This window comes from Roseiflexus castenholzii DSM 13941 (assembly GCF_000017805.1).
In the GTDB taxonomy this organism is placed as follows: Bacteria; Chloroflexota; Chloroflexia; order Chloroflexales; family Roseiflexaceae; genus Roseiflexus; species Roseiflexus castenholzii.
In genome coordinates, this window is sequence record NC_009767.1 from 5459776 (window position 1) to 5479702 (window position 19927).

Sequence of the window (19927 nt, forward strand, 5' to 3'; positions counted from 1 at the left end):
TTCCGCGCGCAGCGACGGGTCATGCCGCGCGCAGCGAGGAATCGAAGCGGGTCGTGCAAGACCCCTCGCGCTGCGCGGGGTGACCATGCCGGATGTGCACAGGTCATTGGTATTACACCCGGAGTCACCTGCGCCAGGAAGGAATTGCACACCCGTGATCGTCAGCAAGGACTTCTTCGATAGTGCGTTGGGCACAACTGACCCCTATGGGATTGGTATACAGATAGTAGGGAATGAAGATCAGCGCCTGAGAAAGCGCCCACCCCCGACCGCGCGCCCATGTCGCCTCATCCACGCCCAGCGCATCTCGAAACAATTTTCGACCATCCCTGGAGAACAGGTTCCACGCAACCATCAGGTCGCAGGCGGGATCGCCGACGCCAAGCGTTCCGAAATCGATGACCGCGTGCAACCGTCCCTGCCAGAAAAGAAGATTCCCTGGCAATAAGTCGCCGTGGAACCAGACCGGCGCGCAATCCCATACCGGCGTGCGCAGCGCGTCTTCCCAAACGACAGTCGCCAGACGCGCGTCGATCATGCCGTCCAGGGCTGTAATCGCCTGACGGGTGGAGGGGTCGCGCAGCGCCAGCGGCTTGCCGCGCGCCAGATCGTCCGCTCCTGGCGGTGGTCCGTCAGTCGCGTCAATCCGTTGTAACGCGGTGATGAACGCCGCCAGATCGATGGCAGTTTGCTCCGGATCAGGAAGCGGATCGATCGTCGCGGGATCGCCCTCGATCCACCGGAAGATCGCCCACCGCCAGGGATAATTCTCGTCTGGTTCGCCCTGCGCCAACGGGACGGGAATGGCAAACGGCAGATACGGCGCCAGTTTGGGCAGCCAGAGCCATTCCTTGTCGATAAGGTCGGCAGCCCAATTGATGCGCGGCAGGCGCACCACCAGTTCATCGCCGAGCCGGTAGAGCGCATTGTCGGTTCCGGTGGACGGAACCGGACGCAGCGGCAGGTGCGCCCATCGGGGAAACTGTGCCGCAATCAGGCGATAGACAAGCGACAGGGAAATAGTCAGTTCATCGGCGTGCATGCGATTGCTGGTCATGGTCGTTTCAAACATAGAACCGGGAACTGAGAACCGCAGATCGGGGATTAGTTAGCAGCACATTTCTGCTTATACCTGTCTAACCTTCGATAACGGCCCGGAAAACGCCCCGCACCCCGCCAGTGACCTTCACCGCGTCCCATTCGCTCCTTACCCGGCAGCCGCGCCGCCGGGGGCAGTGACCAGGAAGACGCCCCGTTCCCTCGCTGATAACGGTCACTACGTTCCATTGCATCAATCGATCAGCGATGAAGACTCAAGGGACAGGGGCATCTTCCACCTTCCCCGTTCAAAATGTAACGTGGCTACGGGCGACCGCCATGCACCTGAGCGCGCCGCTGGCGCGCCCCTACCCGCCGCCCACCGGCGCCCGCCATCCCCCTGAGCACGCTGTTGGCGCACCCCTGCCTGCAACCTTCAACCTCTTGCCCCTCGCCTCTACGTTGACCGCGCCTTTCCTGCCATCGCACCAATCGCCATGCCGATCAGCGCATACGTGATCAGGGAGAGCGGAGCAAGCGGAATGGCGGTCGCCAGGTCGTTGGTGAGGAGATTCACCGGAAACGCCAGATAGCCGATGGCGCTGTAGGCCGGATCGACGCAATACCAGGGTCCGGGTGCGGCAGGCGGGGCGATGCGCAACGGGAGACATTGGGCGGCTATCGCCAGGACACCGCCAAGTATCAGAATGCCGACGACCAGACCGGCAATCGCTCCTCGTTTGGCTGCACTGCTCATCTGAATGCTCCATTGCGAAGTGTATCATAGATTGCAACGGCGCTCTTGACCAACGCAAACAAACGCCACATCTACGGTCAATGGACAGCATTTGTTTCCTGGAAGCCTGTGTTCCCGCGACCATGCAAAGACGAACACGACATCAATCTGCGCGAGGCAATCAAAGAGGCCGCATGCATCGCCGAATATGACGCTCCCGCATTCGCGTGATTGCGCGCGCTCGGGATCACTGCGCTGGCGATCTCCGATGATCACCCTGCCTGCCGCGTGGCGCGAAGCGAACATTGCCCTGGCGTTGGAACAACAGGCAGGCGGCGTGCCAGACGTCAGTTTGCGGCTGTACGACGTCCTCCCCAAACTGGAAACTCTGAACGGCACCCTTGATTCTGCCCGTAGGATGGCAGATGACCTGGTTGCCTCCATGCAACGCGGCGGAATCACCAACGCCATAGACCGCGCCCGCGGACTGCGAGCCGAGTTGATGTTCAGGCTGGGCGATTGGGCGGCGTTTGAAGCGTATGCGCAGGGGTATCATCCGCCCAAACAGCCGTTGTTCTTTCCCTATCGGCTGGAGACGCTGCTGCAAATCCGTTATCTGGCGCGGCGAAAGGCTTGGGATGAGAGCCGCCGTCTGATGCAGGAGCAGGCGCGGCTGGCGCGCGCAGCGGGGTATCTCGAATATGAGATGGAACTGCACATCGTCGGCGCGTTGCTGGAACAGGCGGCGGGCAATTCCTCCAACGCCATCCGAATGCTGGCGCGCGCGCTGGAGATTGGCAGGGCGGGCGGCTATGTGCGTGTTTTTCTCGATGAAGGCGAAGAGATGCGCACCCTGCTGGCGCAATTGCGCAGGGATGATTTTGCGGCGAGCCTGCTGGCGGCGTTTGGCAAGCCCGCCCATATTGACCAATCTGCCCTGATTGAACCGCTCACCGAGCGCGAGATGGACGTGCTGAAACTGGTTGCCGAAGGACTCTCGAACCCTGAAATTGCAGAAAAACTGTATCTCTCGGTTGGGACGGTCAAGACGCACGTCAAGCACATTTACGGCAAACTGGGCGTGGATGACCGCGTGACGGCGGCGGGCAAGGCGCGCGAGTTGGGGTTAATCAACTGACGGTCCACAAAGTGGCGCGAGACATTATCTCCGTAGGGGGGGTATCTCGTGTCGTAGCGCGCCATTCATGTCGCGTTTAGGGCGACATAAATGGCGCAATACGGTCGCGGTACGGTCGCAGTATCGGCGTAGCGCGCCATTCATGTCGCGTTTAGGGCGACATAAATGGCGCAATACGGTCGCGGTACGGTCGCAGTATCGGCGTAGCGCGCCATTCATGTCGCGTTTAGGGCGACATAAATGGCGCAATACGGTCGCGGTACAATTTCAATCGTAGGTTTTTTCCATGTCTCACGATATTTTTTATCGGCGCAATTTGCCGCACATTCATCCCAAAGGTCACGCTTTTTTCGTCACCTTTTCGCTATTGCACGCCATTCCGTATGACGTCCTGGAACAACTCAAAGCGGAAAGGCAAAATGAACTTCGTCAGGTAGATTTGGCGCAACGCTACAGCATCCAGAAAAAGCATTTTGGGAAATATGATGAGTGGCTCGACCGCTGTGAAAACAGCCCGCGCTGGCTGGAAGAACCCGAAATTGCCGCCATTGTTGCCAGCGAAATCGAGCGCATGAATGGGGAACGCTATACATTGATTGCCTACTGCATCATGCCCAATCATGTACATTTACTTTTGGAAGGACTGCTTGCAGCCGATGCGCGCCATCGCGGACAGTCGGCAAAATATCCGCTCACCGACACGCTGCGCTTACTCAAAGGTCGCACCGCTCGCGCGTGCAACCTTGCGCTGAAGCGGGAAGGGCAGTTTTGGCAGCATGAGAGTTATGACCATTTTGTACGGGACGATAATGAACTTGGGCGTATCATTGCTTATATCTTGAACAATCCAGTGAAGGCAGGGCTTGTAAAGGAATGGAGCGAGTGGAAGTTTTTCTATATCAATCCTGAGTGGGGAGAGTGGTAAATCTAAAAGTAGCGCGAGATTCTCGCCCTGAGCCTGCCGAAGGGTATCTCGCGTTTAGGCGACATCAATCCCCATTCGGGGACAACGTGTCGCAGTACGGCGTAGCGCGAGATTCATCTCGCGGTTTTAGGACGACATAAATGTCGCAGTACAGGCGGTGGCGCGAGATTCTCGCCCTGAGCCTGCCAAAGGGTATCTCGCGTTTAGGGCGACATAAATGTCGCAGTACGGCGTAGCGCGAGATTTATCTCGCGGTTTTAGGACGACATAAATGTCGCAGTACAGGCGGTGGCGCGAGATTCTCGCCCTGAGCCTGCCAAAGGGTATCTCGCGTTTAGGGCGACATAAATGTCGCAGTACGGCGTAGCGCGAGATTTATCTCGCGTTTAGGGCGACATAAATGTCGCAGTACGGTCGTACCGCGAGATTCTCGCCCTGTACCGCGACATTCATGTCGCAACACGGCGTGGCGCGAGATTTATCTCGCGGTTTCAGGCGATATCAATCCCAATTCTCAATCCCCATTCGACGACGATGTCTCGCGCTGCGAATTTGCACATCTTTCGGCATACTACCTGACCCGTTTCATGTAATTGGTTCTGCAAGTACAATCGGCGCAGGAGTACACCCTATGACCATTCTTATCCGCCCCGAAAGCCCCGCAGACCTCCCCGCCATTTTTCATGCCAATCAACTGGCGTTTGGGCGCGACAATGAAGCCCGCCTGGTGAACAAACTGCGCGACGCCAACGCAGTCGTTCTCTCGCTGGTCGCCGAACAGGATGGGCGCGTCGTCGGACACATCCTGTTCTCGCCTGTCACCATCCGCGATGGCGGGACGGAATGGCAGGCAGTCGGGCTGGGACCGATGGCGGTCTTGCCAGAAGTTCAGAAACAGGGCGTCGGCTCCGCCTTAATCCGCGCCGCGCTGGCAGAACTGAAAACGCTGGGGCATGACGTCGTCATCGTGCTGGGACACGCTGAATACTATCCGCGCTTTGGATTCCAGCCCACGCAGCCGTTTGGAATCCGCTGGGAAATTGACGTGCCGGCCGAAGTCTTCATGCTGGCGGAACTCACCCCCGGCGCCCTGCGCGGCAGGCGCGGCGTTGTGCGCTATCACCCTGCCTTTGCAGGAGTCTAAAACCCATGAACCTGTGTTTCCTAAAGCGACCCCGTTTTTTTATTCGCTGGCTTCTTCTTTGTACCCGCGCAGCAGGTAGATTCCATACACCATCAGCAGCGTGACCTGCACCACATCCAGCGGGATGGCGGGGAAGTTAGTGTACTTCAACGCCAGGTCGTGCAGGGCGTGAAGTACAACGGGGAACCAGATGGTGTTCGCGCGTAGGCGGATGGCGCTGAGACCAATTCCATGCACGAAAGCGCCGAGCATTTGGGCAAAGACGATGAAGGGATTGCGATAGAGCAGGTTGCCGATGTGCATGAGACCAAAGAGCAGAGACGAGATGACCACGCTGCGGGTCGTGCCTGTAGGCTTGAGCACGCGCAGAACGATGCCGCGCATGAGACCTTCTTCCATGAAGCCCGTCAGGGCGTAGGCAACTGCAAGATAGACGAAAGTCCCCGCGTCGCCGGTTTTGATGCCCATCAGAAAGGGCAGCCCCAGCACGATGAGAAAGGGAATGACCATCAGGCGCGAATCACGCCATTCAGCGGGGAAGTTGAAGCCTGCCGCCTTCCACCAGCCCAGCGCAGAAAGCCCAGCCGCCACCAGAACCGAAAGCGCAATCAGGGCGATGAATTCGGGCTGAAATTGCGGCAAGAGCTCCTGCGCAGCGAGACCAAACAGGGTGGAAAGAACGACAAACGCCACAAACAAAATCACCGCCGAAAGAACGGGGCGGCTTTCAAAAAACGATAGGATGGCGGCGCGCGCGCCCTGGCTGGACGATGGTACAGAAACGCGAACCTGGTTTTGCATGGAGACCTCCGATAAGCATTTGAAATCGTGAGGTCATTCTAGCAAGCGCCGGGGTTTTAAGCGTCGGTCTTAAGGCGGAGAGGATAGCCCTGCCTTGGGCTGAGCGCGCCCCGCAGGGTTCAACCGTTCGGAACGGTGACCGTGATCACCGTCCCCGCGCCGGGCCGGCTTTCGATGTGGAAAGCGCCGCCGATGTGCGCGGCGCGCTCAGGCATGGATTTGAGTCCCAGATGACCAGGGTATGGCTGCGCGGGGTCGAAGCCTTTGCCGTTATCGCGGATTTCCAGCGTCAGCGCCCCGTCTGCGTTCAGCAGCGAGAGTTCCACCCGCGTGGCGTGGGCGTGCCTGGCGACGTTGTGCATGGCTTCCTGCGCGATGCGGTAAAGGGCTTCCTTCGCTTCGAGCGAAATCTCAGGTTCGGGGTCGAAGCGCGTGACCACGTCCAGTTTGTGGCGGGCGCGCAGGGCGTCCGATTGTTTCGTCAGCGCGGCGACCAGCCCTTCGGTCTGGAGCGATTCGGGGCGCAGTTCAAAGATAAGGGCGCGCATTTCGGAGAGTCCCGCTTCGGCGAGCGAGAGAATGTACTCAAGCGGCTCGCCCAGTCTGGCGGGGTCGCGCTCCAGTTGCGTCTGCGCGGTGCGCGCGCCGAGCGCAATCCCATATAAAGCCTGCGAGACGGAATCGTGCAGTTCGCGCGCCAGCCGCTGACGTTCTTCCAGCGCCGCCATTTTGACCTGCGTCTCTTTGAGTTGCAGTTCGGCGCTGGTTTGGGCGAGTTCGCGCGTGCGGCGGTTGAGTTCATCGGTCATCTGGTTGAACGAAGCCGCCAGTTCGCCGAGTTCGTCATTTGACGTTACAGGCACCGAGACGTCCAGGTTGCCCGCCGTGATGGCGCGCACGCCGCTCAGCATGTCTGTCATGGGACGCGCCAGAAAGCGCTGACTGAGCCAGAGCGTGACCGCCGCCGCACCGATGAAAAAGAGCGCCATGATGAGCAGGGTGTTGCGCACGGTGGCGATGGCGTCGGCTTCGATGGCGCGCGCCACGCTTTGCGATTCGGCGGTGACTTCGGCGAGTGGAACGACGATGGACAGAGTCCAGCCCAGGTTTGGGAGCGAAGCGCGCGTGACGATGACAGGCTGCCCGTTGAGAGAGATTTCCAGCGCATCGGGCGGCTGCGCCGCTTGCAGCGCCAAAGCCAATTCTGTGTTCAGCTCGGTCAGCGCCGCGCCGAGCAGACCGTTGGCTGCCTGCTCCTGCGCGCTGAGCGGACGATTGGCAAGCGCGGCGGCGCGCCCGTCTGGGACGGCAATCAGCCGCCCTTCCGAATCCAAAAGAAAGGCGAAACTGCCTGGCGTGGGTTTGAGTTGACTCAGCCGTTCGATGAGGCGGGTGAGCGAAACGTCAATGCCGATGAAGCCCTGAAACTCGTCGCCGTAGTAGATGGGCGTATCAGCGCTGACCAGCAAGCCCTGACCCGCGTCGTCGAGATAAGGCGGCAGCCAGACGGTTTTGCGCTGCGGGTTGTTGTTGGGCGCGACGAGAAAATCTTCAATGCGCGCGGTTTGCGCCGCTTCCGCCGCGCCATTTTGCAGTTCCAATTCGGGCAGCCCGCGCACCGGGTAGTAGCGGAAGGTCAGTTGCGGTCCCTGAAAATAGATGCCCACGCCCGTCTCGGTTTGCGCCAACAGAGAGGGGAACAGGTCTTCCAGAATCGCCGAGTCGCGCAGGCTGCGGTCGGTGACTTCATCGGGCGGGATGCTGCCGATGTGCAGAATTTCGGTGCGGCGCTTGGGGTTGGCGTCGTAGTAGAGCAGACCGTTGTCGCTCAGGGTCAGTTGCGCGGCTTGATACACCACGTTGGGCGCGGCAGAAGCATCCGGCGTTTTGCCCGAAGCGCGCGCCTGCGCCATGAAATCGGCGGCGATTTTGGTGGCGCGCGCGGCTTGCTGCAATTCCAGGTCGTAGAGTTGGGCTTCCTGCGCAGTGAGTTGAATCAGCGTGTTGCGGCTTTGCGTTTGCAAACTGTCGGCGCTGCGCTGCGCGGCGGCTTGCTCCGCCTGATGAAAGCCGCGCCAGACCAGCGCGCCGGTGACGAGCGCCAGCAGCAAGACAAATGCCATTACTCCCGCAGCGATTTTGGCGCTGATGCGGTTGAACCTGACCATGAACCTATGTCTCCCCTTCGATAGACACCAGCCCAATCCGCACAGCATATAAGGCGGCTTGCGTGCGGCTCGGCACATCCAATTTGCGCAAAATGGCGCTAACGTGCGTCTTGACGGTCTTCTCGCCGATGTTGAGTTCGCGCGCAATCTCCTTGTTGGCGCGACCCAATGCCAGCAGACGCAACACATCGGTTTCGCGCTCGGTCAGTTTTTCGGGGCTTTCGGGGGCGCGCACGTCGCGCATCAGCCGCGCGGCGGCTCGCGGCGAGAGTTGCACCTGCCCCGCTGCGGCGGCTTTAATGGCGCGGCGCAATTCTTCCGCCTGCGTATCTTTGAGCAAATAGCCCATCGCTCCCGCGCGCATGGCTTTCATCACGGCTTCGTCTTCCAGCACGCTGGTCAGGGCGATAACTTCGGTATCAGGAAAATCGCGGCGGATGCGCGCAATGGCAGTCACGCCATCCATGACTGGCATGAGCAAATCCATCAAGACGACGTCGGGATTCAACTCCCCCGTCAGGCGGATGGCTTCTTCCCCGTTCTCCGCTTCGCCCACGACCTGAAGGTCTGGGTCGAGACCGAGAAACATCTTCAACCCCTGACGGACCACCGCGTGGTCATCTACGAGCAGAATACGAATGGACATACGAAACGCTCCTTGCGCCCTCACTGAGCTTTCGTACCGCTTTCGTACCGCTTTCGTACCGCGACATTTATGTCGCGCCCCATATTGGAGTGCTCTCGTACCGCGACATTTATGTCGCACCCCATATTGGAGTGCTCTCGTACCGCGACATTTATGTCGCACCCCATATTGGGGTGCTCTCGTACCGCGACATTTATGTCGCACCCCATACCTGACGGGTATACACAAATGCGAGATACCCTTTGGCAGGCTCAGGGCAAGAATCTCGCGCTACGCCATTGTCGGATTAACTTGTCGCACCCCATACCTGGCGGGTATGCTTTCGTACCGCGACATTTATGTCGCACCTCATATTGGGAGAATGCGAGATACCCTTCGGCAGGCTCAGGGCAAGAATCTCGCACCACGCCATTGTCGGATTAATTTGTCGCGCCCCATATTGGAGTGCTTTCGTACCACACTTTCGTACCGCGACATTTATGTCGCACTCCATATTGGAGTGCTTTCGTACCACACTTTCGTACCGCGACATTTATGTCGCGCCCCATATTGGAGTGCTTTCGTACCACACTTTCGTACCGCGACATTTATGTCGCACCCCATACCTGACGGGTACACACAAATGCGAGATACCCTTCGGCAGGCTCAGGGCAAGAATCTCGCGCTACGCCATTGTCGGATTAATTTGTCAATCTGCAACATGTCGCGCCTCATATTTTGGATGCCTGCGCCGAAGGCGAGATAAATCTCGCGCTACGCCATGCGCTACGCCATTGTCGGATTAATTTGTCAATCTGCAACATGTCGCGCCTCATATTTTGGATGCCTGCGCCGAAGGCGAGATAAATCTCGCGCTACGCCATGCGCTACGCCATTGTCGGATTAATTTGTCAATCTGCAATATGTCGCGCCCCATATTGGGGTGCTTTCACACTTTCGTACCGCGACATTTATGTCGCGCCCCATATTGGGCGAATGCGAGACACCCTTCGGCAGGCTCAGGGCAAGAATCTCGCGCTACGCCATTGTCGGATTAATTTGTCAATCTGCAACATGTCGCGCCTCATATTTTGGATGCCTGCGCCGAAGGCGAGATAAATCTCGCGCTACGCCATGCGCTACGCCATTGTCGGATTAATTTGTCAATCTGCAACATGTCGCGCCTCATATTTTGGATGCCTGCGCCGAAGGCGAGATAAATCTCGCGCTACGCCATGCGCTACGCCATTGTCGGATTAATTTGTCAATCTGCAATATGTCGCGCCCCATATTGGAGTGCTTTCACACTTTCGTACCGCGACATTTATGTCGCGCCCCATATTGGGCGAATGCGAGACACCCTTCGGCAGGCTCAGGGCGAGAATCTCGCGGTACGAATAGGGAAATATGCCCCATTATAGTTTGCAATCGCCTTTCTCAAGTCAGACTTAAGACGGAGACGGAACCACAACCTTTTGCCGATGCGCCCAGCGCGCCGCCCGCCTATACTGGCGGCATGATAACCATCCTGCTGGTTGACGACGACCCTAACATCCGCCGCGGGCTGAGAATGAATCTCGCGCTCGAACCCGATTTCGCCGTCGTGGGCGAAGCGGGTGATGGCTGGGACGCCCTGCGGCTGGCGCGCGAACTCCAGCCCGACGCGGTGGTGATGGATATCCGCCTGCCTTCGCTCGACGGCTTGAGCGCGGCGGAGCGCTTGCGGCAATCACAACTGCGCTGCGCCGTCATCATCCTGACATTGTACGATGAGCCGTCCAACCGCGCCCGCGCCCGACAGATTGGCGTGGCGGCGTTTCTTTCCAAGAGCGCATCGGCGGATGCGTTGAAACAGACCCTCCGCAACATCACTTTCGACAAAGGAGCGCAAACATGAACACCAAACGGACAAAATCGGGCATTGCAGGCGGCATCTTCTTGATTGGGCTGGGCATTCTGATTGTGACCGGCGGCTGGTATCCAGGCGTGCTGTTCGTTCTGGGGCTGGCAATCGGCGCCGACCGCGCCTTTCGCGGCAATTATGGGCAGGCGGTCACTGCCCTGGCGGTTTGTTTTGCCATCGGCTTACTTTCGGCAGTGGACCTGCCCTGGCATATCTTCGGTCCCTTCATTTTGATTTCGCTGGGCGCGGTGGCGGTGACGCAGGGCGTCCTTTCCAAAGAAGGTTGAGCCGCCATGAGTGAACAGACTCGTCCTTATTGTGAAACCGCGCTGGGGTTGGAACGCATCGTCTTCTTCAGCGACGCGGTCTTTGCCATTGCCATCACCCTGCTGGCGCTGGAAATCCGCCTGCCCGAAGCGGCAGGGCTGAACGACGCTGAACTGTGGCGGGCATTGGCTTCCATCTATCCCAAATATCTCAGTTTCATGGTCAGTTTTCTGGTCATCGGCAACTTCTGGCTGGTTCATCATCGTCAATTTGGCTACATCGAGCGCTACGATACCCGTCTGATATTGCTCAACCTGTTCGTACTGATGATGATTGCCTTCATCCCCTTCCCGACGGTGGTCATCAGCGAAAACGGCAACCGCGCTGCTACCATCTTTTACGCGCTGACGATGTGTGCGACGGGCTTGCTCCTCGCCTTGCTCTGGCTCTACGCCTCCGGCACGCGCCGTCTCGTCGCCCCCAACCTGCCGCCTGCCATCGTCCGCCGCGGCATAATTCGCAACCTGAGCGTTTCCGCCGTTTTTCTGCTTTCGGTTGCGCTGGCATTCCTCAACCCTGACCTTGCCAAGTTTTCGTGGCTGTTGATTGCGCCTGCCGTTGTGTTGGCGAGGTGATGATGATCACCCTTATCCGCTGCTTGCCCTGCCCACTGCTGCGTCTGTGTCACTCGCCGCAATTGTTTGCCGCCGATTGTCGCCGCTTGCCCTGATAACCCTCTCCGACTCAAGCCCACCAGAGAAGAGAAGACAACGACTTCTCCAAAGAAGGAATCTGATCAGGGAGCGCAACGTCGGGTCTCAACCGCACTCCATTTCGTGCGCATCCAAATCCGGCAGCACCTCACTCCCATTGGGAACAGCGCAGCGCAGGGCGAGCACGACCTGTGAAGTTGGCAGACGCACGATGCAGTAGATCGTTCCCTGGCAAACGAACTGCATATATTCGATAAACTTCGCAAATCCCAATCTGCCCGGTTGAAAGTCGGGAATGGCATACATGACAGCTTCTTTAATGACCGAAAGTGTTATTCCTTTCTGAACCAAATCGACTGACGTTGTTGTATTCTGTGCGTACCAATCGAGGATCTCTCTAGTTTTGGCGACAATGTTCTCTGGTGTAGGCACGGTTACTCTCGCCACCTGTTCGGCGAGGCGAATATTGCGCGGGTCGGTGACCCCAAGTTGATCGGGCACATGCGCCGGCTGAACCTTCTCTTCCGGGTCGGTAATCCAAACGAATTCGTCACACACCGCTTGAAACGTCTTGTTGACTGCCGAACGGTAAGCGCAACCGATGACCGTCTTGCCATATTCGTGCAGCTTTTTGGCCAGAGCGGCAAATCCGCCATCACCGGATACAATCACAAACACGTCGAGACCGGGACGGATATACGCGCCAGATACCGCCCATTCACACACCAGAAGTTTTGCAGGGAAGCCCAGGAGAAGTCATTATCAGGAAAGTTTGGTCGCCAATGTGAATTGCGCACATAGGCTTCTACATCCTCTTTTTTACACCATTTTGGCCGCTTCTTAATCTTCACAAGCCCAAAGTCTTTGTGATGAGGCTGATTCTGCCTATTCTGCTGATCCGACGGCTTAAACACCGTCTTGCCGCCTATCGCTCCATACTCGGCAATCAGGCGCAGGGTGGCGTCGAGCAGGCACCACTCCTCGTCCCGAATGGGTCGCAGGGGGATGAAGCGCAAGATGAAGGTGTGATTTGCCTTGATCTGGTTCTGAATGACCTGACCATTATCGTCCAGAATCATGAGCCGGAACTTGCGCGCCCAGCCGGTGCAGCCGAAGAGTTCGCAGACCACGCAGTGCCGACCGTCCTTGTCCGGGCAGCGCACATCCGACGTGGGATCGCACGCCTGGCCGCCGAGACCGCGCACCAGCACCTCAAACCACCAGCGCAGCGATCCCATGATGCCGGTGGGAATGAGGCGGTCGGGTTTCCCTGCTGCGTCTCCGGTCCAGATGTCGGTGTGGGCTTCGAGCTTCCATTTTTTCCCCATTGCAGCATCCTTGTAGTAGAATTCTTAATAGTGTGCTCGATAGTATACTCCACAGCGTTTGCTTTGTGTCAAAAATAAATGAACCGGATGGCACTTCTTGCAGAAACCGACCGTTTGGCACCTATGTCCGTTTGGGTTTTTGGTCTATCAGGTTGAAATCGGCGATTACTGCTCGAATGCGATGGTCGCCGGCAGTTGCATCCAACCGGTCCCGGAGCAAGGTTGAGGCAGCGCGATGACGAACAACGCTGTTCTCAGGGGAGGGGGTTGTCACTTCGCCGAGCAGGCGCTTACGCACGGCATCCGCATATGCCGGCAAAACCCTGGCCTGTTCTCGACGTTCCGTTAGCAGCGGCACAAACGAATTCGGCGGAAGACCATCTGGGATGCGTTTGGCTCGTCTGAGTCGTTTTAGTGGTCGCACGGTGTATGAACTTAATTTTCAGGAATAACGTCGTTGCTCATTATTATACCAATCCCACTGAACCATACTGTAACCACGACAGAGAGCGTTGCGCTCGATCTGCCGGTCGGCGCGGTAGGTGACGGCATGCGGCAGCAGCGCCGCACACCATCACCGATAGACACCTACCAACAGCGGGACAGGTAGGGTGTTATGGTCGTTTACAGTTCTCGATCACTTTGTCCATCTTACACGCACTGTGTGCTCTGCGTCTGATTGTCTGCTTTGGGTAGTTCACAGTTCTCGATCACCTTGTCCATCTTACGCCTCAGATTGTTCCATATTGGAGCGTTCCAATCAGCCTGTCGTAGTTCTTCGCAGTAAGCCTCTAGCGCCTTCTGCAATTCTCGGTGAAATGCTGTGGCGTTGATTATATTTTGCTCAGGATCGTACAGCGGACCTTTCCGCCGGATCCTCCAGCCGTTTGTGGTCTCGGCCTGGTGCAAAATACCGCAGCGCACTCCCGTGTAAAAGTCTTCCGCCTTGTTGCTGAATTCTCCTAATGCCAAATTGTTTCTTGAACATCGTTGGAAAAATTTACAAAAAGCTTTCTTGCTTTTTCTTGTAGTATCCTCCCAACCTTGCCAAAAAGATTCGAGGGCTTCGATCATCAAGCAGCAGATGGCCATTGTGCAGAACCCGTGTTTTTGTTCCTTATCGGTAGACTCGATAGGAGTAATATAGCGCTCTGTGAAGCGTTCCAGGATAAAATTGGCAATACCCTCGCGATCTTGCGCTTTTTCAAGTTCGCAATACTTCTTAACTTTTACGCTACTCGACAGCAAGACCTCGTCAATATTGGTGTTCATTGTCGTGCTCCTTTCATCGTTTGCGCAAACGGCGATCACTGCATATCACCGTAAATTATACTTCATATACGATGCCAATGGCAAAAAGGTAACACCGGAGGAGGTGATACGTACTCTACCGTATTATCGTTGTAGTAGATGGTGTAATCGTCTAGAATAGCAAAAAGGTAAACTTAGAGGGAAATGATACGGTGAGATGAACTGGTGTATGACCACAGCATTTTAGCCTTTGCTGCGATCCACTGTGATTTGTTGGGAGCACGGACAGCCTGCCCCAACCCCCGGTACCCCGTTGAGCGGAATAAACAGAGAGAGGTGGCGTGGGCGTCCCTCGCATCCCCGCTGCGTGGGTGCGGTCCAAATAGAAGGTGACGTCCGCTGGTGAGCCGTCGAGCGAACCGCACCACGCGCCGTCCACCGGAGAGTCGCATCTGATGCGTGTTACGAACCCGCTAATGCTTCAATACTGCGGATGTAGTCGTCCGGTAGCCGATGCTGGCGCGCTCCTGTGATGATCGTCTCAAGATACTCAGTGCTCGGCTTGAGTGACTCGGCGGCGAGAAACCTCTCCCCGGCCACGTATGTCACTGCATCTAGCTCCTCACCACTGTCAAGTTGAACCCGAATCGCGTGTCGCTGATAGTGCCCACCCTTCACTCCCTCACACTTGTCCATCTTTTGGAGATCATCATAACTGCACCGGTACACAACACCCCAGACGGTCGCGCCTGCGGCTGGAACAATGTTCGCCTTACCTGTACCATCTTTTTTGCTGCGCTTGTTGAACACCAGCCGGTACCCGGTGAGCCACGCTACCCGCGCCTCCCTGCTGGAACCGATGCGCTCTTCCATCTGTTCCTTCGATAGATTACTGCCGTAGGCAAAGTACCACTGATCCATAGGAAGATCCTTTCGCTCTGTCCTGACGATACTCCTCACGCGGCCTATACCCTGAGCGTTCTTGGCCTCCGCTGCGCCTGTGCGTAAGGGATGCAGCCCTCCCTCACGCGGCCTATACCCTGAGCGTTCTTGGCCTCCGCTGCGCCTGTGCGTAAGGGATGCAGCCCTCCCTCACGCGGCCTATACCCTGAGCGTTCTTGGCCTCCGCTGCGCCTGTGTGTAAGGGATGCAGCCCTCCCTCACGCGGCCTATACCCTGAGCGTTCTTGGCCTCCGCTGCGCCTGTGCGTAAGGGATGCAGCCCTCCCTCACGCGGCCTATACCCTGAGCGTTCTTGGCCTCCGCTGCGCCTGTGCGTAAGGGATGCAGCCCTCCCTCACGCGGCCTATACCCTGAGCGTTCTTGGCCTCCTCTGCGCCTTTGCGTAAGGGATGACACTGCCGGGGCTAAAGCAGACACCGGTGAACGATTTTGGGAGAGAGAACCATTCGTGAGTACATCTGTTATCTTCCCTATAAACTACTACTGCGTCGACTTGACGTGATGACACCGGACTAGAACCCTAGTGACAAGGATGGGCGGGCAGGTTGCGCAGGAGCAAAGGGATCGGGTATCCGGTCACTCCTGTTGTGTACATAGTGATTCTAATCGGGTTAACCAATCGTGAAAATGCGGACATTTGTCTCGAATGGTTTCAATCCCGATTTTTTGGACTAGTAACGGACCGTGTAAACGTTTTTGATAGCCGGGAAAATATTGCCGGATGCGGGCAGCAGGATGGGTGGTGTCGCCGTCGTTGATTTCTTCTGGTGGCAAACCGTTAATATCTCTCTGGAGATCGGCAAGTTTGGCTTTATACTGAGGCAAGACATCGGCAAGATGTTCCGGTTCGGTCAGAACGAGAGCTTCGAACTCGTGCAAGACAAGAAAGGGCAAAAATCGCTGGCTTCCGATGTCCATGGCAAATGCATCTTGCAGAGCACGTACCCTTTCGGAGAGTGTACCGGTTGGCAATGTCGATATTCCCGGGAAGTCATCTGGTAATCCGTAGTAATCAATCATTGTAGTCACTAATGCCACGTTAGGTGTATTTAGGAGATTACGAAGATCTTTTTTCACCTGCCCGTAGGAAACAATGCCTCCTTTAAACGTCTGACCGGATTTGGTTCGTTTGGTCCGGGCTAGCGTAGGAATTACGAAGATGGAGCAGGTTGTGAATAGATGTGGCGCTAACACGTCGCGCACGAAAGTCTCCTCGGTTTGCCCTTCCACATAAACAAGCACCTGCTTCATCGCGCCGGTCGTCCTCTCAGTAGATTCTTTTCCCACAGATCGCCGAGTCCGTAATCTTCCAGCCAAGATGCCATCTGCTCTTTTTCCAGTCGGCTGAATAGTGTTTCCCCTTGGACACGATCTACGACCAAAATGTCGTCCGGTTCGAACTGATTAACGAGGGTAACTGACTGCGTGGCTAAGATAATCTGCGTATGTTCCGCCGCACTGCGCACCATGTCGGCCAAGATAGCGATAGCATAAGGATGTAACCCTAGTTCCGGCTCATCGAGCACGATGGTAGCCGGAAACCGTTCGGGTGGCTGCAAAAAGAGCGTTGCCAGACAGATAAAACGCAGCGTGCCATCTGAAAAGACATGCGGGCCAAAGAGCGCATCGGAACCGCGCTCCTGCCACTCTAGACGAATTTTTGCCGGATTGAATGGTGACGGGCGCAGCACGAAATCACCAAAAAAAGGCGCGACGAGACGGATAGTATCCACGATATTGCGATAATACGCTTCTTCAGTTTCACGCAAAACGTAGAGATACGCTGCCAGGTTAGACGCATCTGGTCTTAAAAAGAGGTTATCGTGGATGTCTCCGGTTTGTTTAATGCGAGCTGATGGACTGGTATCGTGAAAATGATACAGTTGCCAAGAGGCCAACGCGCGCAAAACATGATACGCAACCCGGTCACCATTTCGCTGCCAGTCTAGAAGTAACGTTTCATGATGTACCTGTGATGAACGCCGACTTTCATAAGGGTGATCATATTCGTTTCGGTCATGGAAGTAGACAACCTCTTCTTTAAAGACCAGTAGGTCATCATCGGTTGGGAGCAGCGTACATTCATAACCGTTTGCCAGATTATTGGGCCTGGAAAACCAAAGTTCAAGGTATATCTGCTCGGTTATTTTACGGCCATAGTGCAGAAGTTGATCGGCGCCGCCGGCCTGCGCTACGTAGACTTGCATACCCTGATTGACAACGCGGTTCATAAACTGGAACAGGCCAATGAAGTTGGATTTGCCTGCGCCATTGGCGCCAATGAGGACGTTGACCGGGCGCAGGTTGATTTCGGCTTCCCGAATGGATTTATAACCCTTTACGACAATGCGCTCTACCATGGCTTTACTCCTTCAACGCCTGCAAACCGGTCTCGGTACGGTGTTATTCTTCCTCCGTCGCATCCTGCCGCCGCGCCAAGGTACGGTCGGCGTCGGCTATGCCAATGTTGGCGTTTGTGGTAATCAGCGGACCCTCGTAACGGGTGCGTTGGGTACGTTCTCCTGATTGCATGTGTATATCCCGTTATGTGTGGGTATTCTCATGTTCATTGCAACCAGATTGAAGATGACTATGGTTTTGATGAATGAATCGTTGCCAACAGTGGCTTGCGTGTAGAACGTTGGTCATGACAAAACACAAGCTTCCCCTGGCAAAGATATGATACCGTATTCAGAACTGGCCCTCCCCTCCCCCCTCACGCTTCCCACACCCCAAACTCTTTTACCGTAAAGCACTGTGCTGTGGCGACCACGCTGCCGGGGCTAAAGCAGACACCGGTGAACGCGATGTGCTGACCGGCGCCACCATGAGACCGCCATTCGCGCCCGACCAACGGTTCGAGGTTGCCAATAATGGCTGCGTTGTCGGCTTTGGTGTGCGCGAGCAAACGCCCGTCTTTTGGTAAGGAAATCGTGAAACTGTTATTACTTTGCTGAAACTGTGCGACACCGCCAAAAAGTTGATCGTCCTCACACGGAGAAATTTGTACTAATTCGGTGGCTCCCCACCCATACCCGCGCTCGCCGCCGATGTGCAGGCGTTCGAGCGCCGATTGCCAAGCCAGCGTACAGTCTGTTTTGGCAAAGATGTAGCCCTGCAAGTAGACCGGCTGACCGGTATCCAGCGTGTGAGGTGAGATGTATTCGACTTCGTGAAGCATGCCCTCAGCGGCTGCATGCTGCGGGTAGGCTAAGGCAGTGCTTTGATAGCTACTGAGAAAGCGAGGGCGGAACAGAGTTTCGTTGTCCCAGGGCCAGACGACCTGATAGTCATTGCCCGATTGCAGCGCCGGGTAGAAATAGGTGAACGCAAGCTGTTGATGCACCTCATCGCCGATCTGCTGGTAGGCATGAGAGCCGGTGGCCGGGGCAGTGGCATCGCGGGTCAGGCGCATGGTCAGCGCGCCCCACAGCGCCCGGCCGGTGACGTAGGGACGGGTGCGTTGGACGTTGCCCACTTTGCGGTAGCCGATGTGCAACGGTGAACGGAGGCGCACGATCACGTGATAGACCTGCCAGGTCATTGCCACCTCCCTATTCTCGTGCTTTGGCGCCGTAGCGGGCGTAGATCAGCATCTGTTCGAGCGTCTCTTTGGCGAGCAGCAGGCGCTCGAGATCAGCCGTGACTTTGTCGCTCACGTGAGCCAACACCTTTTCAGGACGTTTATCGGCAGGTTTACCCCACCCAAAGCCTAGCCCGTTGAGCACGTTGAGCATCTCTTCTACCACCACGCTGCCGTTCTCTTTCTCGCGCGCCAACAGGTAAAGAAAGCAGGCATAGACGCCGTTTTCTTGCAGGACGCCCAGTGCTTTGGTGATGGTGTTGTCGATATCGCTGGCTTTTTTATCCTTCGTGCGCTTGATGATATTCTGCGCGTACTCCGCCGCCAGCCGGTCCAGGTTGCGTTCGGTGCTATTGCTCATTGCCTCGCTCCTCGCCGTATTTTTGCTTCAGCGGTTCACCTACGATAACCAGCCGGCCAAAACCGCGTGTGCCCATGCCGCCTACCCCGAGCCATTCGATCATACGCAAACCGGCTTTGACTACATCTAGCGGGCAGTTCCATGGGTCGCCGGGCAACGGGTTGTTCTTGTCAGTCTTTCCTTGACCACATTTGTCTTTGGGAAACGCTTCTCGATAATCATCCAGCACCACCTCTGTCGTCAGGAAGGTCGCGCGCGGCAGCGCTTCGTAGGTGAAGAGCGCCCCCTCCTCCGCCGCGCCGCGTTCCGGGTCAATTGCCACCGACGTGCGCACTTCGAGATTGCTGTTGACCACGTGGCTGAAAAGCGATTCGTTCACCAGCACGATGCGGTTGGCGATGGCCTGCCAGCGTTGTTCATTCTGCCATCCGTTTGGTGCAGTCACCTCCGCTTTGCCGGCCACATTGACCATCAGCCAGCCCAGGTTAAGGTCATCTTTCCGATCCCAGGTAAGCAATGCCGTGCTGGTCTGCGGTTCAAGAGCGGCGCCGTTGTGCTTCACGGTAAAACCGGCCTCGCGCAGCCGTCCGAGCGTCGTCACCCACACCGGCCCGGTCATTGAATAGACCGGGAAGAGCAGCACGTGGGCGTCAAAGATATTGACGACGCCGGAGTAGGCTTTCACGTTGTTGCCATTGCCCGTCTTCTCAATGTAGCCGAAGGTGTAGCAGACCGGATTCTGGTCGGGATACTGCACGTTGTCCTGGCTCTGGCCGGCGGCTTCGGGTGTCTCGTAGAGTTGGGCCGCATACGAACGGGCCGCGCCGTGCAGGCTGGTACCGGGGATTTTGGGCACGCGAGTGCCCGGTTCGCGCACGATGCTGTTGTCCACCCGACCGAGGCGATACCCGCCAGTGCCGATGTGAACCGGATCAATCGTCATCAACAGATATTGTTGTCGTTGGTAGGTTGCCATCTGGGTCT

General features: G+C 56.8%; 21 protein-coding genes. 7 read left to right on the forward strand and 14 right to left on the reverse strand.

Annotated elements, in window-relative coordinates:
- Positions 1–124 precede the first annotated feature (124 nt).
- Together RCAS_RS21895 and RCAS_RS21900 are read right to left on the reverse strand one after the other, a co-directional pair.
- Positions 125–1057 (reverse strand): aminoglycoside phosphotransferase family protein, encoded by a 933-nt coding sequence (locus RCAS_RS21895; protein WP_041332263.1) that lies wholly within the window; start codon positions 1055–1057, stop codon positions 125–127.
- Between the two features lie 438 nt (positions 1058–1495).
- Positions 1496–1795 carry a hypothetical protein gene (locus RCAS_RS21900; protein ID WP_012122669.1) on the reverse strand — a complete coding sequence of 100 codons (300 nt, stop codon included), beginning with the start codon at positions 1793–1795 and terminating at the stop codon, positions 1496–1498.
- Between the two features lie 247 nt (positions 1796–2042).
- On the opposite strand from RCAS_RS21900, the gene RCAS_RS26325 reads away from it, so the two are divergent.
- The 3 genes from RCAS_RS26325 to RCAS_RS21915 all read left to right on the forward strand — a co-directional run bounded on the left by RCAS_RS26325 (position 2043) and on the right by RCAS_RS21915 (position 4981).
- Complete coding sequence (locus tag RCAS_RS26325) at positions 2043–2912, forward strand: helix-turn-helix transcriptional regulator (protein WP_041331254.1); 870 nt, start codon at positions 2043–2045, stop codon at positions 2910–2912.
- A 286-nt stretch (positions 2913–3198) separates the two neighbouring features.
- A complete protein-coding gene (locus RCAS_RS21910) occupies positions 3199–3837 on the forward strand; it encodes a transposase (RefSeq protein ID WP_012122671.1) in 639 nt (212 codons plus the stop codon).
- Between the two features lie 631 nt (positions 3838–4468).
- Positions 4469–4981, forward strand: a complete 513-nt coding sequence (locus tag RCAS_RS21915) for a GNAT family N-acetyltransferase (protein WP_012122672.1) — start codon at positions 4469–4471, stop codon at positions 4979–4981.
- Positions 4982–5020: 39 nt separating this feature from the next.
- Here RCAS_RS21915 and RCAS_RS21920 read toward each other — a convergent pair whose 3' ends face one another.
- The 3 genes from RCAS_RS21920 to RCAS_RS21930 all read right to left on the reverse strand — a co-directional run bounded on the left by RCAS_RS21920 (position 5021) and on the right by RCAS_RS21930 (position 8596).
- A complete protein-coding gene (locus RCAS_RS21920) occupies positions 5021–5782 on the reverse strand; it encodes a CPBP family intramembrane glutamic endopeptidase (RefSeq protein WP_012122673.1) in 762 nt (253 codons plus the stop codon).
- 119 nt (positions 5783–5901) lie between these two features.
- Complete coding sequence (locus tag RCAS_RS23535; RefSeq protein ID WP_012122674.1) at positions 5902–7950, reverse strand: histidine kinase; 2049 nt, start codon at positions 7948–7950, stop codon at positions 5902–5904.
- 4 nt (positions 7951–7954) lie between these two features.
- On the reverse strand, positions 7955–8596 hold the full coding sequence (locus tag RCAS_RS21930; protein ID WP_012122675.1) for a response regulator: 642 nt from the start codon (positions 8594–8596) through the stop codon (positions 7955–7957).
- Positions 8597–10091: 1495 nt separating this feature from the next.
- On the opposite strand from RCAS_RS21930, the gene RCAS_RS24680 reads away from it, so the two are divergent.
- Genes RCAS_RS24680 through RCAS_RS21945 form a run of 3 tightly spaced genes read left to right on the forward strand, consistent with a single transcriptional unit; the run spans position 10092 to position 11380 of the window.
- Complete coding sequence (locus RCAS_RS24680; protein ID WP_012122676.1) at positions 10092–10472, forward strand: response regulator; 381 nt, start codon at positions 10092–10094, stop codon at positions 10470–10472.
- Complete coding sequence (locus RCAS_RS21940; protein WP_012122677.1) at positions 10469–10765, forward strand: hypothetical protein; 297 nt, start codon at positions 10469–10471, stop codon at positions 10763–10765. The genes RCAS_RS24680 and RCAS_RS21940 overlap by 4 nt, the downstream gene beginning before the upstream one ends.
- Before the next feature lie 6 nt (positions 10766–10771).
- Positions 10772–11380: a TMEM175 family protein gene (locus RCAS_RS21945; RefSeq protein WP_012122678.1), complete on the forward strand. Its 609-nt coding sequence runs from the start codon at positions 10772–10774 to the stop codon at positions 11378–11380.
- A gap of 183 nt (positions 11381–11563) precedes the next feature.
- Here RCAS_RS21945 and RCAS_RS21950 read toward each other — a convergent pair whose 3' ends face one another.
- The 6 genes from RCAS_RS21950 to RCAS_RS21975 all read right to left on the reverse strand — a co-directional run bounded on the left by RCAS_RS21950 (position 11564) and on the right by RCAS_RS21975 (position 17359).
- Positions 11564–12136 (reverse strand): NYN domain-containing protein, encoded by a 573-nt coding sequence (locus RCAS_RS21950; protein WP_049768867.1) that lies wholly within the window; start codon positions 12134–12136, stop codon positions 11564–11566.
- Positions 12127–12786 carry a type III-B CRISPR module RAMP protein Cmr1 gene (gene cmr1 / locus RCAS_RS21955; RefSeq protein WP_012122680.1) on the reverse strand — a complete coding sequence of 220 codons (660 nt, stop codon included), beginning with the start codon at positions 12784–12786 and terminating at the stop codon, positions 12127–12129. Before cmr1 ends, RCAS_RS21950 begins: the two co-directional genes overlap by 10 nt.
- 651 nt (positions 12787–13437) lie before the next feature.
- Positions 13438–14058, reverse strand: a complete 621-nt coding sequence (locus tag RCAS_RS21960; RefSeq protein WP_049768868.1) for a hypothetical protein — start codon at positions 14056–14058, stop codon at positions 13438–13440.
- Between the two features lie 441 nt (positions 14059–14499).
- Positions 14500–14958, reverse strand: a complete 459-nt coding sequence (locus RCAS_RS21965; RefSeq protein ID WP_012122683.1) for a gamma-glutamylcyclotransferase family protein — start codon at positions 14956–14958, stop codon at positions 14500–14502.
- Positions 14959–15575: 617 nt separating this feature from the next.
- Positions 15576–16250: a DUF4276 family protein gene (locus RCAS_RS24365; RefSeq protein ID WP_012122684.1), complete on the reverse strand. Its 675-nt coding sequence runs from the start codon at positions 16248–16250 to the stop codon at positions 15576–15578.
- Positions 16247–17359, reverse strand: coding sequence for an AAA family ATPase (locus RCAS_RS21975; RefSeq protein ID WP_012122685.1), 1113 nt, complete (start codon positions 17357–17359; stop codon positions 16247–16249). The genes RCAS_RS24365 and RCAS_RS21975 overlap by 4 nt, the downstream gene beginning before the upstream one ends.
- Between RCAS_RS21975 and RCAS_RS25435 the strand changes: the two genes are divergently transcribed.
- Positions 17358–17525 carry a hypothetical protein gene (locus tag RCAS_RS25435; RefSeq protein ID WP_157042740.1) on the forward strand — a complete coding sequence of 56 codons (168 nt, stop codon included), beginning with the start codon at positions 17358–17360 and terminating at the stop codon, positions 17523–17525. The two genes, RCAS_RS21975 and RCAS_RS25435, sit on opposite strands and share 2 nt — an antisense overlap.
- A 190-nt stretch (positions 17526–17715) precedes the next feature.
- Here RCAS_RS25435 and RCAS_RS21980 read toward each other — a convergent pair whose 3' ends face one another.
- The 3 genes from RCAS_RS21980 to cmr4 are packed head-to-tail and all read right to left on the reverse strand — an operon-like array spanning position 17716 to position 19919.
- Complete coding sequence (locus RCAS_RS21980; protein WP_012122686.1) at positions 17716–18543, reverse strand: hypothetical protein; 828 nt, start codon at positions 18541–18543, stop codon at positions 17716–17718.
- A gap of 10 nt (positions 18544–18553) precedes the next feature.
- On the reverse strand, positions 18554–18943 hold the full coding sequence (locus RCAS_RS21985) for a hypothetical protein (RefSeq protein ID WP_012122687.1): 390 nt from the start codon (positions 18941–18943) through the stop codon (positions 18554–18556).
- Positions 18933–19919, reverse strand: coding sequence for a type III-B CRISPR module RAMP protein Cmr4 (cmr4, locus tag RCAS_RS21990; protein WP_012122688.1), 987 nt, complete (start codon positions 19917–19919; stop codon positions 18933–18935). The genes RCAS_RS21985 and cmr4 overlap by 11 nt, the downstream gene beginning before the upstream one ends.
- Between the last annotated feature and the right edge of the window lie 8 nt (positions 19920–19927).